Source organism: Arthrobacter tecti (assembly GCF_054511355.1).
Map to the genome: position 1 here is coordinate 505,493 of NZ_JBTNCT010000001.1, position 13,208 is coordinate 518,700.

Genomic DNA, 13,208 nt, shown 5'->3' on the forward strand with positions numbered 1-13,208 from the left:
TGACTCGTTAGACTGCCCCAACGACCAGATCGCCGTGCAGTAAGGAGAACGAACGTGTTGTGGTTGCTGTCCATCCTTGGCGTCCTTGTCGTCCTGCTCGGGCTTGTAGAGGTTTTCCACACCCTCCTTCATCCCAGTGGCCGTGGCAGGCTGAGTCGATTGTGCGTCGTGGGAGTCTGGCGGACGGTCCGCCGTCTGGGCGACAAGGGCGCCTCGATGGCCGGACCGTTGGCAATGGTGTCCGTCATTTTCTTCTGGGCAGCGCTACAGGCGGTCGGCTGGGCGCTGCTGATCTATCCTCACATTCCGCAGGGCTTCAGCTACTCCCCCGGCGTTGATCCTTCCCGATACAACGACTCTGCTGAGGCTCTCTACATATCCGCAGTCACCTTGACGACCTTGGGCTACGGTGATGTAGTCGCGGTGGACCCCGTCATCCGGTTGTTGTCGCCGTTGGAAGCATTGACCGGTTTCGCCCTGCTAACGGCCGCAGTGTCGTGGTTCATGCAGATTTATCCAGCACTTGCCCGCCGTCGTGCGCTCGCGATCCGGCTGTCGCTGCTTCAGAACTCCGGCTACGCCTCAAAGCTGGACCAACTGGATGCTGCTGCCGTAACCAATACGCTGGAAGCAATCGTCGCAGACCTGGTGGAGATCAGGGTCGACCTCACCCAAACCTCGGAGTCCTACTACTTCTGGGAAGCCAACAAAGATCTGTCTTTGCCTGCTTCATTGTCCTACGCTGTCGATCTTGCTGACCACGCGGGGCAGTCCTCGCGGCCCGCGGTGAAAATGGCGGCCGCACTCCTTCACGATGCACTGGATTCTCTCGCTGCCTTCCTCAGCGACGAGTTCAAAAACAGCGGCGGATCCACAGAGGAGGTCTTTCAGTCGTATGCGAAGGATCACAGGTATCCGTACCGCAACGGAACCTGACAAACGCACCTCGCTTGCCGTTCAACAAGCGAGGTGCGTCTGCCGCCGGCAGCGAACCGCCGAATCAATCAGTAACGGTGATGCTATCCGCGATAGCAGCCAATTGAGCGAACTCATCAGACTGCGCGTACGACTCTGCGTCAGCCATCGAGTCGAACTCGAGTGCGCTTCCCCGTTCATACGGTGAAAGCATGAACGAGGTCGTCAGGGACAATAGTCCCGTCTCTTGCGCGCTGATCACGTTATAGAGCATGCATGATTCTCCGGAAGTAGGCTGGTCGGCAGCAATCAGGGACGGTGCGGCAAGAAAAGGCTCGCCCTCGAACACGCGAAGCACAAACCGGGCATCAACCTCAGCCCCTCCTGAACCCGTCACCGAAATGGGCACCTCGCCCACTTCCTCCCACGGCACCGGATCCTGCGCGCATGCACCACCGAGGCCACTGGACCTTGAGTGCTGCAGGTTTGCCACCTTCTGCCCCGCGGCGTTGACGAGATCCACGCCCTGTGAAGCAGGCACAACATCCCAATCGGCCCGGGTTTCGAAGACCACCCCCAAGTCGGGTAGCTGGTGATACTCCCGCAGCTCCGACAAAGCTGGACCATCGCCTACCAGCTCCGGCCGCAACTCAACCGGAATCCCCGCATCGACGAATCTTTGGTCCATCATTTCCTGCGGCGTATGTCCATCCGGATGGACATACGTGTCCCAATTCAAAACTGAACCGTATGTTTCCGGGTCCACCAGCCACTGTCCATCAACTCGTTGTGCCACGGTGAACCAGGCGTTCCCCCCGTCCTTGGGATTTGCCATGTAGCCCTCGTCGGTCAACTGCATAACCATCCAATTCTCGGAACAGCCAACCACCGGGTAGTACTCCGGGTTGCCTGTCAGAGGGGTCAAGCTCATGAAATCACTGCCCTGTTCCGCGATCACGCTTACGTCCAAGGGGTTGCATCCCTCGGCGGCTGGAGGGCCCGTGGGGACGCCGGTTGGTTCGGCCGTCGTCGTCGGTTCAGGGGTGTCAGTTGGTTCGGCTGACGGCGTCGGATCACCGGAAGCGCTTCCGGTCGGAGCCGGGGATGGTGTGGGGTCGGTGGTTCCTGCCGGCAGCGGAGACTGCGCTCTAAGCGACCCGCCGACGACGACGGCGCCTACCACCGCGGCTGCGGCAGCGGCACCGGCAATTCCCACCACGACCCGGCGACGGCGCCGCAGCGGCACTACGACCGGGCGGTCGTCGCTGAAGGCTTCCGGCAGCATGTCCGGCCCCTCTGCATCGGTGGAGCTTACGGGAGCGATGACTTCCGTGGGCTCGCCCAGGGCGCCCCGCTCGGCGCGAACCGGATCGAGCCCCCGGATCAAATTCTCAATGCGGTCCATTTCAGGCCCCTTCCTCTGCCATGACGGCGGCAGGCATCATCTGTGCAAACGCGGTACGAGCCCGGTGCAAACGAACTTTGGCTGCCGGGCTGCTGCACCCAAGCACTTCGGCGATCTCAGCGATCGACAGGTCGTCCCAGTAGGCTAGGAGGAGAATCTCGCGATCCTTCTCGCGCAATCTCAGCAGCGCATCGGCTACTGCCTGTTGCTGGGCGCCATGCCCGCGACGGGCTGCGATGACCACGGATTCACGGACCCGCTCCATCAGGTGCTGTGCGCGTTCCCGGCGCCGGTACTCATTGCCGATGACATTGCGTGCCACGGTGAGCAACCAGGCCGGAGTCACCTCGCCAACATCGGCCTGCCGCTGCCAGGCTATGCGGAACACGTCGTTGGTGAGTTCGTCAGCCGCCTCACGGCTGCTGATCCTGCGGTGAATGAAGTGGAGCACGCGTTCGCGATGTTCCCTGTGGACCGCTGCGAAAACGTCATCGTATCGCTGCAACACTGTCCCCCCTGGTGTCCGTTCCCTGTTCATACTCCTCTTGTTTCCGGAGAACCGGATGAGGTTACAGGTCCCTCAATTAAAGAGCGCGGGGATGTGCTGCGGCGTATACCTCGCGCAGAGTATCAGCGGTAACGAGTGTATAGACCTGCGTAGTGGTCACGGAGGCATGCCCAAGCAGCTCCTGCACAACGCGGACGTCCGCCCCGCCCTGAAGCAAGTGTGTTGCAAAGGAGTGACGCAGGGTGTGTGGCGAGACTTCCCCGGTCACGCTGGCGCGCTCGGCGGCTGCCTTCAAAATGCTCCAGGCGCTCTGCCTGCTGAGGCGCCCACCACGAAGGTTCAGGAACAGTGCGGGCGCGCTGCTCCTCGCGTTGGCACCCGTCGCCAGCGGTGGGCGCGCGCGCACGAGGTAGGCATCCATGGCGCGGGCGGCATAGGAGCCGAGCGGCACGAGCCGTTCCTTGGACCCCTTGCCGAAGAGCCGCACGACTGCGGGCCCCTCCAAGGCCTCATCAACAGAAACGTCGTCGACGTCGAGCCCCACCGCCTCGCTGATTCGGGCACCGGTGGAGTAGAGGAATTCAAGCAGCGCGCGGTCGCGGAGCCCGGCCGGCGTGGATGTGTCCACGGCCTCCAGGATGCGGGTCACCTCGTCCACGGAGATCGCCTTCGGCAGCCGTTGGCCTGCCACCGGAGGGTGTACGTCCTCTGCGGGATCGGTTGCAGTGGTTCCCTCAAGCGCCAGGAAGCGATGGAAGCCGCGAACGGCAACCACCGTGCGGGCAGCGGATCGGGGACTCAGGGGTGCCTGGCCATCTGCCCCGGTTGCCAGGCCCTGTGCAAAGGCGGAAACCACCTGACGGGTTACTTCATCGATCGAATGCGCATCCTGCGCGGTAAGGAAGCGCTGGTACCGCAGCAGATCCCGCCGATAGGCTGCGAGCGTGTTGGCCGAGAGTCCCCGTTCCACCAGCATGTGCTGCAGGTACTCGCCCATCAGCCTGCCGGGCACAGTGGTCTGCAGCTCGTCCTGGACGGGCGTTTGCACGCCCTCGGCCGTGGTCATGCCCGCAATACAGGGCCCGAGGGCCACGTCCTGTGCTGGCTCGGGTGCTCCGGCCACGCTGAATCGGCCGGACGGAGCGAACTGTAGCCGGCGTGCTTTGCGGCGGCCGCCGCGAGTACTGCAGCCGCGGCAGAAGGGCTGTGGATCTGCCCGTCGAGCACCGCATCCACCGCCTCCTGCAGCGGAACCCACGCAAGTTCAATCTCGGCTTCCTCATGCGTACGGGTGTGCCGCTCCTCGTGCGGCACTTCGGCGACGCCTTGCGCCAGATAGATTCGCAGCGCTTCACTGGACGATCCCGGCGAAAGGAAGAGATCGGTCAGGACGTGCCAGGTGTCCGCAGTGAGGTCCGCTTCCTCGGCGAGTTCGCGGGCTGCAGCGTCAACAAAATCTTCGCCGTCGATGTCCAGCAGCCCTGCCGGAATCTCCCAGAGGTCCATCCGGACCGGGTGCCGGTACTGGCGGATGAACAGGACCCGCTCCTTCTCGTCCATCGCCAGGATAGCCACGGCGCCGGGGTGCCGGATGAACTCGCGGGTGATCGGCTCGTCGTCGTCTTTCAGGGTGAAAGTCTCACGAAGGACATCCCAGACCTTGCCCTCGAAAACGGTGGATGTCTCCAGCAGGCTGCGGGGGCTTTGCCGGTCAGCTACCGCCGTAGTCCGCGGCTCCTCTTCCATGGCTGCTAGGCCTTGACGCCGCGCCGTGTCAGCGCCGCCTTCACCAGTCCGGCAAAGAGCGGGTGCGGGCGGGTGGGGCGGGAACTGAGTTCCGGATGTGCCTGCGTGGACACGTAGTACGGGTGCGTCTGCGCGGGCAACTCCACGAACTCGACCAGCTTGCCGTCCGTTGTGGTCCCCGAGACCACTAGCGCGGCCGCTTCAAGCTTCTCACGGTACTCATTGTTGACCTCGTACCGATGGCGATGGCGCTCGCTGACATCCGTCCGGCCATACGTCTTGGCAATCAATGAGCCCTCCCGCAGCTTGGCATCCCAAAGACCCAGGCGCATGGTTCCACCCATGTCCCCTTCACCAGCCACAATGTCGAGTTGCTCGGCCATGGTAGCGATCACAGGGAATTCGGTGTCAGGTTCGAACTCAGTGGACGAGGCCCCCTTTAGTCCAACGACGTTGCGGGCAAACTCGATGACCATGCACTGAAGGCCGAGGCACAGGCCCAGGGTAGGTACTCCGTTCTCGCGGGCATACCGCAGCGCGCCGAGCTTTCCCTCGAGTCCACGGATTCCGAATCCGCCGGGAACACAGATAGCGTCTGCACCCTCAAGAGCCTTGGTGGCACCCTCCTGCGTGGCGCATTCATCGGACGGGACCCAGCGGATCTGTACCTTCGCCTTGTTGGCGAATCCGCCCGCACGCAGGGCCTCGGTGACTGAGAGATAAGCGTCCGGAAGGTCGATGTACTTACCCACCAGCGCAATTTCGACATGGTGCTTGGGGTAATGGACCGCATCCAGCAGCTTGTTCCACTTGGTCCAGTTCACGTCCTTGAACTTCAGGTCGAGCGCCTGGACAATGTACGCGTCCAGCCCCTGCGCGTGCAGGGTCTTGGGGATGTCGTAGATGCTCGGCGCGTCTGCCGCGTTGACGACGGCGTCGATGTCGACGTCGCACATGCGGCCGATCTTGGCCCGCATCGCGTCGGGAACCTCGCGATCCGAACGGATGACGATCGCGTCCGGCTGGATACCGATGGAGCGCAGCATCGCGACTGAGTGCTGCGTCGGCTTGGTCTTCAGTTCCTGGGACGGGCCGATGTAGGGCACCAGGGAGACGTGCAGGAAGAAGACGTTGTTCCGGCCAACGTCCTGGCGGACCTGGCGCGCGGATTCGAGGAAGGGCTGTGACTCGATGTCGCCGACCGTCCCCCCGATTTCAGTGATGATGACGTCGGGAGCCTTGCGGGACCCCGTGGGTTCCGCGGGCAGCCGCATGCGGCGCTTGATTTCGTCGGTGATATGCGGGATGACCTGCACTGTGTCGCCGAGATATTCTCCGCGGCGCTCCTTGGCAATGACGGTCGAGTACACCTGGCCCGTGGTTACGTTCGCGGAGCCATCGAGGCTCTCGTCGAGGAAACGCTCATAGTGGCCGATGTCGAGGTCCGTCTCCGCGCCGTCGTCGGTCACGAAGACCTCGCCGTGTTGGAACGGGTTCATAGTGCCCGGATCAACGTTGAGATACGGATCCAGCTTCTGCATGGTCACGGTGAGTCCGCGGGCCCTCAGCAGGTGTCCGAGGCTCGAAGCCGTCAGTCCCTTGCCCAGTGAGGACGCCACACCACCGGTGACGAAGATGTGCTTTGTAGTCTTGGAGGACTTTGAGAACCGGGAGATTGTTTGCTGCACCACGGAGTTCGAGCCTATCACCTGGCAGCTGTCCGCGCTGCATCCAGGAGAAGTTCCTCGGCGTGTGCCTGCGCGCTCGCTGACTCTTCCTGGCCCGCCAGCATCCTCGCCAGTTCACGAACCCGTTCCGACTCCGGCAGCACCTCGACATCACTTGCCGTGAACCCGCCGTCGGCCGCCGTGCTCTTGGTGACGCGGATGTGGTGTGAGGCGAAGGCCGCAACCTGCGGAAGGTGGGTCACCACCACCACCTGCACGTGCCGCGCGAGCATCGCGAGTCTACGGCCGATTTCGACGGCGGCCTTACCTCCGACACCCGCATCCACCTCATCGAACACGAAGGTCGGCACAGGGTCGACGGCGGCAAGGACCACCTCGATCGCGAGCATCACCCTGGACAGTTCACCCCCGGAGGCGCCCTTGCCGAGCGGCCGCGGCGCTGACCCGGCGTGCGGACGGAGGGAGAATCCGACGTCGTCGGCCCCCAGGACGCCCGGTGTGTCCGTCGGGGTGAGCCCGATGATGAGTTCAGCGTCCGGCATGGCGAGCGCGCTCAACTCCTCACTGACCCGGGCCGCGAGCACCTCTGCCGCGGCCCGGCGTAGTGCGCTGAGCACACCGGCCTGATCCAGCACCTGCGCTTCAAGCTCGGCGGCTTCCTGCTGAAGCAGTTCAATCCGGTCCGAGTCTCCGCTGATTTCGTCCAGCCGCTCGCGGCTCGTGGCTGCCCAGTCGAGCACCTCGCGAACTGTTGGCGCATACTTGCGGATCAGGACGTTCAGATCCGCACGACGCGCCTCGACCTCCGCGAGCCGGCCCGGCCCGTCGGAGTCCAGCGAGGAAGCGTAGCCCGCCAATTCCGTGGAAATATCGGCAAGGATGTAGCCGACCTCGGCCAGCCGCTCGGACAGGGCTGCCAGCTCTGCATCGTGGGCACCGACCGCAACAAGCTGCCGCTTGGCGGCATCCACCAGGGTGGTGGCATCGCCTGCCTCGGGGAATTCACCGGAAACCAGCGCCTGGTACGCTGCCGCCGCGGCGGTCCGAAGCTCCTCGACGTTGCCGAGCTTCATGGCCTCAGCCTTCAGGGCTTCGTCCTCATGCGGCTGCGGGTCAACGGTATCGATCTCTTCCAATGCGGCCTGCAGCGACTCAGCTTCACGTCGTCGGTCCCGCTCCGCGCTGCGCAGCGCCTCTAGGGTTGCGGTCACGTCCCGCCAGCGCCGATACGTTGCCTGATAGTTCCTCAACGCCTGACCGAGCTCACGCCCACCGAACTTGTCGAGGGCCTCGCGTTGGGCGGCAGCACCGCGGAGACGAAGTTGATCCGACTGCCCGTGGACTACAACAAGCTTCTCCCCCACCTCCGCGAGCACGCCGGCGGGCGCGGACCTGCCGCCGACGTAGGCGCGGCTGCGTCCGTCGCTGTTTACGGTGCGTGCGAGGATGAGGCCGGCGCCGTCGTCGTACTCCTCCAGCTCCGCTCCGGCCTCAAGCGCGCGCTTGGCCGCAACGCCCTCGACATCGACCCTGAGCACCGCCTCCGCGGAGGCTCCCTTGGCTCCGAGGCGTACCGCGCCGGCATCGGATCGCGCGCCCATCAGCAGGCCGAGCGCTGAGAGCACCATCGTCTTCCCGGCACCGGTCTCCCCGGTGACAACGCTGAAACCGGAACCGAGGGACAGCGTGGCGTCGGCGATCACGCCGAGGTCGCGGATTCGGATTTCCTCGATCATCGCTTTGCTTCCGCCTCATGGCTGATGGGTCCGCGCCACCCCTGGGTCGGAAGCTCGAACTTGCGTACCAGGCGCTCCGAGAACGGTGTCTGATGGGTCCGCGCGAGCCGGACGGGAATCTCGGAGCGGGTTGCCTCGACTCGCGCTCCGGGCGGCAGGTCCACGGTTCGGCGGCCATCGCACCAGAGCACGCCGGCGGCGTCGGTGCGCGTCAGAATTTCGACCGCAAGCAACGACGACGGCGCCACCACCAGAGGTTTAGCGAAGAGCGCATGCGCGCTGATCGGTGCGACGAGCAGCGCCTCCACCTCGGGCCACACCACAGGTCCGCCCGAGGAGAAAGCATAGGCGGTGGACCCGGTCGGTGTTGCCAGGACAACGCCGTCGCACCCGAAGGAACTTACGGGCCGCCCGTCCACCTCAAGGACCACTTCGATCATGCGCTCGCGGTTTGCCTTTTCGATGGCTGCCTCGTTGAGTGCCCAGGTCTGTGCGGCAAGCTGATCTCCGCGCCACACCTTGACGTCGATGGCCATCCGCTCTTCCACGGTGTAGTCCTTGTCCACAACCCACCGGACTGCCTCCGCGAGATCGGCGCGTTCGCTCTCTGCGAGGAAACCGACATGGCCGAGGTTGACGCCTAGCAGTGGCACATCGGTACCGCGCACCAGTTCAGCGGCTCGCAGTATGGTCCCGTCACCGCCGAGGACCATGCCAAGCTCGATATCGCTCAGCTCGACATCGGATCCCAGCGCCTCCGTGGGGGCAGCGAGCATGCCATATTCTGCCTGAATGTCGCGCAGTTCCTCCGCCCGCATCACCGGCGACAGCCCCGCTGCGTGCAGGCGGGTACAGGCCTCCTGGGCGGCGGCCATGGCGTCGTGGCGGCCTGTATGGGCGAGTACCAGTATGCGTCTAGTCATCACGTTCCGTTGTATCAGGTGGGGACGGCATCACGCATTGCCGACGGGCGCGAATGCAGCGCTTCCTCCAACAATGTCATGGGCAAGAGTCGCTGCGTCCTTCTCGATCCTAGGCACGATTCCGCCCTCCGGCACCTTTATCCACACGAAGAACTCCACATTTCCGTTCTGGCCGGGAAGCGGACTCCGCGCCACGGATTCCACTTCCAGGCCCAACCGGATGGCCGAACGGACCACCCCGACGACGGCGCCGTGCCGCTGGGTCTCGTCCGTCACCACACCCGTGCGGCTGAGTGCGGTTTTCCCGACTTCGAACTGCGGTTTCACCATCAGTACCAGCGCCCCGCCGTTCCGGGTTGCACGTGCCAGGGGTTCCATCACCAGGGTCAGCGAAATGAAGGACAGGTCTGCGACTGTCAGGTCAACCTGCCCGCCTATCGCAGCCGATTCGAGGAAACGGACGTTGAGGCCTTCGTGCACGGATACGCGTGGGTGAGTGCGCAGTTGCTCCACCAGTTGGCCGTGCCCGACATCCACCGCCACCACTTCGCGTGCGCCGCGCCGCAGGAGCACATCCGTGAATCCGCCCGTGGAGGCGCCCGCGTCGAGGCATCTCCGGTCCCGCACCTGCACCTCAGGGAAGGCGGACAGCGCGCCGTCGAGCTTGTGCCCTGCACGGCTCAGGAAGTCGGGGCTTTCACTGTCCGTCACCAGCAATTCGTCAGTTTCCGTGACGGACTGGGAGGCCTTGTGCAGTGTTGCTCCGTCACGCCGTACGCGGCCGTCCGCAATCAGCTGCGCTGCGTGTGACCGGGAGCGTGCGAGCCCCCGGGCGACGAGGGCCTGGTCCAGGCGTGCCACGTTCAGTCCTGGTCGGAATTGAGTTCGGCAAGCAGATCGTCGTGAAGACGTTCATACGCTGCCGGTTGTGCTGTCTGGTCCAAATCCGCGATGTCTGCCAGCCCAGCCATGAGCTCGTTCACTGCAGCATCATTGGTGGCCGGCACGGACGTGGGGAATGTCGGCGGTGTGCCTTCCAACAGCGAACCCTGCTCAGAAGGGAACGGATCAGCTGGCCCCATATCCGGTCCTCGCTTCCAATCGCTCAATAGGTCTTCGACGGTTCGCGGACGAACTCCAGGGGTGGCAACAATGCCCGGTCCTGGTGTGGTTCGGCCGCCCACCAGGCGGCACAAGCTGCACGCCAGGCATCCACGCTGTCCCGTTCACCGTCCATTATGACGACGCCGTCCCGGACCTGCGCACTCGACTCACCGCAAGTGAAGACACCGTGTTCCTCGTCAATCACCGGGTACGGCTTGTGCAGTTCACCGAGATCGCCGAGCAGATAGGTGGGCCGCTGGTCGGATACCGCCGCGAGTGCGCTCTCAACGGTGTCCACTCCCGTGAGCACCAGGGCAGTTGCCATACCGGCCCGGTTACCACCGAGTATGTCGGTATCAAGCCTGTCCCCGACAACGAGAGCCTTATCTACGCCGAGGTGGCTTGCTGCCGTCCTGAACAACTGCGCTTCGGGCTTGCCTGCGACTAACGGTTGCTTGCCGGTCGCGGCGCTCACGGCGGCAACCAGCGTGCCGTTGCCGGGTGCGATACCGCGAGCCTGGGGGATCGACATATCAGTGTTGGTGGCCACCCAGACGGCTCCCCCAGCGACAGCGAAAGCCGCTTCCGCCAGGTCCTTCCACCCGAGGGTGGGCTCAAAACCCTGAATTACGGCATCCGGCAGCGGGTCGGCTGTGGACACCGGTATCAGGCCTTGCTCCGCCACGTGCTGCGCGAGAATGGCGCTGCCCGTAACGAGCACTAAGGCGCCCTGGGGCACGATCCCGGCCAACAGTTCCGCGCCCGCCAGGGCAGAACCGAAAACCTGCCGGGCCTCGGCCGGAGCACCCAGCTCGCGCAAGTGGCCTGCGACTTCGGCGGAGGACCGCGAGGCGTTGTTCGTGATGTAAGCGAGCGCTACGCCGACGTCCCCTAGTTCCTCCAGAGCGTCTACCGCACCGGGAATCGCCGCAGGACCGGCGTATACCACGCCGTCGAGGTCTGCGAGCAACGCTTTGAACCCCTGGACCAGGGTGGCTGCGCTGTTACTGCTCACTGTCACGCTGCTTCGGCTCATCCGCCACATTGGGCATGCCCTGCGTCTCTTCTGCGGGCGTCTCCACTGCCTGTTCCCCTTCGCCCTGTTCCTCTGTTGCGGGTTCCTCTGTTACAGGTTCCTCTGTTGCGTGTGAGTCGTCAGATACACGCGGGGTGGCATCGGCATTGGGTTCCCCCGCAGCGATGCTCCGGACTGTGCCTGCGGCCGCCCTGCGGTCAAGCTCCGGCTCTTCCTCGTCGCCCACGAGGTCAATGATGTCCGGATCCGCGAACGCTCCGACTCCGAGCGCGTTCTCTGCGACCTCGGCCTGACGCCGCCACGACGCAGCGTCCTCGTTTCTTCCTGCTGCCTCCAAAGCATCCGCGTAGGCGCGGAAGAGTCGGGGGCTGTAGCTGAAGGCACGATTCTTGGTCAGTTGCGGAATCTCGAGGGCAGCCACCGCCGCCTCCAGCTGCCCGAGGTCAGCCCGCGCCCCGGAGACGACGATCGCGAGCTCAACCTTTCCGGCGGCGTCGAGGGTTGTGGCGTCCTCCGAGCGGGCGAGATCCAACGCCCGATCCGGACGCCCGAGGCCTCTCTCGCAATCGGCCATGACGGGCAAATGGTCATTGGAACCGCTAATACGCCGGTAGGTACGGAATTCGCGCAGCGCCTCACCGTAATGGCCCGCTGCGTAAGCCGTAAGCCCTACGGCTTCGCGGACGACGGCGAGCCTGCCACCCCGCCTGCTCGCAGCCAGGGCATGCTGGAAGGCGAGCTCGGGGTCATCATCGATCAGGCGGCCTGCCATCACGAGGTGCTTTCCAACCCACAGCGCGCTGCGTTCCTCAAGATTGCGGATTTGCGCCCGTGTCACTTTGTCGAGTTCGCTATCGGTGACGTCTTCGTCGATTTCCGGGGAACGTTCGCGGTCAGGCCGATTCGCGCTGCGGAGGTCCCGTGCATTGTGTGGCCGGCTGAAGGATGCGTCAGCAGGCCTATTCGCTGACGAAGAGCGCTCAGGCCGGCGGGAACGCTCGCTGCCGCGGTCGCCGGTGCGGTGCTCGCCACCTCGGAACTCCTCACCGAATTTCCGCGGGCCAGCGTCTCGCCCGTAAGACGAACCTCCCCGGGTAGGCCCATCATGCCTCTGCCCACTTCTCTCAGGGCGGCTGGCCCCACGGGCATCGTTCCCGCGATACGGGCGGCGCTCATCGCCGGTTGACCGTGGTCGGTTGTCCCTGTCGCTGGAGTGGTTCCGGCGGTCGCCACCTTCACGAGGTTTCCGACGGTCGCCTGCACCGGGGTCCCGGCGCTCTCCTGCGGCGCCACCGCTCCCCCTGCTGAAGTCATTGGAGTCCCGACGTCCACCGCTGCGTTCGGAACCACCTCCGCTGCGGTACCCGCGGCTCTGAGATGGATCGTCATTGCGCTGTGATCGGCCCTCACCCGTTCGTGAAGGACGTTCCTGCCAGGAACCGCCGCGGTTCCCCGCCTGGGACCCGCGCTCCGTAGAACCGGAATCGCTGCGTTGGCCACGTTCCGGGCGTGCATCCCGCCCACGGCGCTCACCACCATCACGGGAGAAACCGCCCGAACTACCGCGGTCGCCACCATCACGGGAATAGCCACCTGAACCGCGGCGCTCACCACCATCACGGGAATAGCCACCTGAACCACGGCGCTCACCACCATCACGGGAATAGCCGCCGGAACCGCGGCGGCCGGTGCCGTCCGAGTCTTTCCGGGGACTGTCAGACGGATCCGATCCGCGGCGGTTGAAGCCCCGACGCTCGCCGCCGGCACTGTTGGAATCGCGCGAGCCAGGCGTCTCTTTACGCCATCCCTCGCGACGTCCGTCGTTCTTTCCGGAATTACGGTCCTGATCAGCCATGGCAGCACAAATCCTCTCGTCATGAGCTGACCTGACGTAGGTGCCGGACGCTCTCGCTGTTGATATATGTGGGTGTCCACGGATCACCATTTGATTCTCCCATTGTAGGGAACACCCTGTCGGTGATGCGCGGGACGTTAAATGGCTGAGGCTCCGACTGCTGTGTCGGAGCCTCAGCGCTAATGGTTGTCCGGCGGTGTCCTACTCTCCCACACTCTCTCGGGTGCAGTACCATCGGCGCTGTGGGTCTTAGCTTCCGGGTTCGGAATGGGACCGGGCGTTTCCCCCACGC

13 protein-coding genes and 1 rRNA gene are annotated in these 13,208 nt (G+C 64.5%); 1 reads left to right on the top strand and 13 read right to left on the bottom strand.

Features of this window, described 5'->3' with window-relative positions; genetic code table 11:
- Window positions 1–54: 54 nt before the first annotated feature.
- On the top strand, window positions 55–936 hold the full coding sequence (locus ACX80C_RS02295) for a potassium channel family protein (RefSeq protein ID WP_459324595.1): 882 nt from the start codon (window positions 55–57) through the stop codon (window positions 934–936).
- A 64-nt stretch (window positions 937–1,000) separates the two neighbouring features.
- Here the strand turns inward: ACX80C_RS02295 and ACX80C_RS02300 are convergent, their stop codons facing one another.
- From ACX80C_RS02300 to rrf, 13 genes are all read right to left on the bottom strand, one after another.
- Window positions 1,001–2,320: a hypothetical protein gene (locus tag ACX80C_RS02300; RefSeq protein ID WP_459324596.1), complete on the bottom strand. Its 1,320-nt coding sequence runs from the start codon at window positions 2,318–2,320 to the stop codon at window positions 1,001–1,003.
- Window position 2,321: 1 nt separating this feature from the next.
- Window positions 2,322–2,828: an RNA polymerase sigma factor gene (locus ACX80C_RS02305; protein ID WP_459324597.1), complete on the bottom strand. Its 507-nt coding sequence runs from the start codon at window positions 2,826–2,828 to the stop codon at window positions 2,322–2,324.
- A 76-nt stretch (window positions 2,829–2,904) separates the two neighbouring features.
- Window positions 2,905–3,894 (bottom strand): site-specific tyrosine recombinase XerD, encoded by a 990-nt coding sequence (gene xerD, locus ACX80C_RS02310; protein WP_459324598.1) that lies wholly within the window; start codon window positions 3,892–3,894, stop codon window positions 2,905–2,907.
- Window positions 3,891–4,574 carry an NUDIX domain-containing protein gene (locus ACX80C_RS02315; RefSeq protein WP_459324599.1) on the bottom strand — a complete coding sequence of 228 codons (684 nt, stop codon included), beginning with the start codon at window positions 4,572–4,574 and terminating at the stop codon, window positions 3,891–3,893. Before ACX80C_RS02315 ends, xerD begins: the two co-directional genes overlap by 4 nt.
- Window positions 4,575–4,579: 5 nt before the next feature.
- Window positions 4,580–6,283 (bottom strand): CTP synthase, encoded by a 1,704-nt coding sequence (locus ACX80C_RS02320; protein WP_459324600.1) that lies wholly within the window; start codon window positions 6,281–6,283, stop codon window positions 4,580–4,582.
- Window positions 6,280–7,998, bottom strand: a complete 1,719-nt coding sequence (gene recN, locus ACX80C_RS02325; RefSeq protein ID WP_459324601.1) for a DNA repair protein RecN — start codon at window positions 7,996–7,998, stop codon at window positions 6,280–6,282. The genes ACX80C_RS02320 and recN overlap by 4 nt, the downstream gene beginning before the upstream one ends.
- Window positions 7,995–8,921 carry an NAD kinase gene (locus tag ACX80C_RS02330; RefSeq protein WP_459324602.1) on the bottom strand — a complete coding sequence of 309 codons (927 nt, stop codon included), beginning with the start codon at window positions 8,919–8,921 and terminating at the stop codon, window positions 7,995–7,997. The genes recN and ACX80C_RS02330 overlap by 4 nt, the downstream gene beginning before the upstream one ends.
- Window positions 8,922–8,951: 30 nt before the next feature.
- The gene (locus ACX80C_RS02335; protein WP_459324603.1) at window positions 8,952–9,782 is read right to left on the bottom strand and encodes a TlyA family RNA methyltransferase; all 831 of its coding nucleotides are present in this window, start codon (window positions 9,780–9,782) and stop codon (window positions 8,952–8,954) included.
- Between the two features lie 2 nt (window positions 9,783–9,784).
- Entirely contained in the window at window positions 9,785–10,003 is a 219-nt protein-coding gene (locus tag ACX80C_RS02340) for a hypothetical protein (RefSeq protein WP_459324604.1), read from the bottom strand.
- Between the two features lie 23 nt (window positions 10,004–10,026).
- Complete coding sequence (locus tag ACX80C_RS02345) at window positions 10,027–11,040, bottom strand: HAD-IIA family hydrolase (RefSeq protein WP_459324605.1); 1,014 nt, start codon at window positions 11,038–11,040, stop codon at window positions 10,027–10,029.
- A complete protein-coding gene (locus tag ACX80C_RS02350) occupies window positions 11,030–11,899 on the bottom strand; it encodes a hypothetical protein (RefSeq protein ID WP_459324606.1) in 870 nt (289 codons plus the stop codon). The genes ACX80C_RS02345 and ACX80C_RS02350 overlap by 11 nt, the downstream gene beginning before the upstream one ends.
- Entirely contained in the window at window positions 11,896–12,939 is a 1,044-nt protein-coding gene (locus tag ACX80C_RS02355; RefSeq protein WP_459324607.1) for a hypothetical protein, read from the bottom strand. Before ACX80C_RS02355 ends, ACX80C_RS02350 begins: the two co-directional genes overlap by 4 nt.
- Before the next feature lie 165 nt (window positions 12,940–13,104).
- Window positions 13,105–13,208 (bottom strand): 5S ribosomal RNA (rrf, locus tag ACX80C_RS02360); the annotation flags it as partial.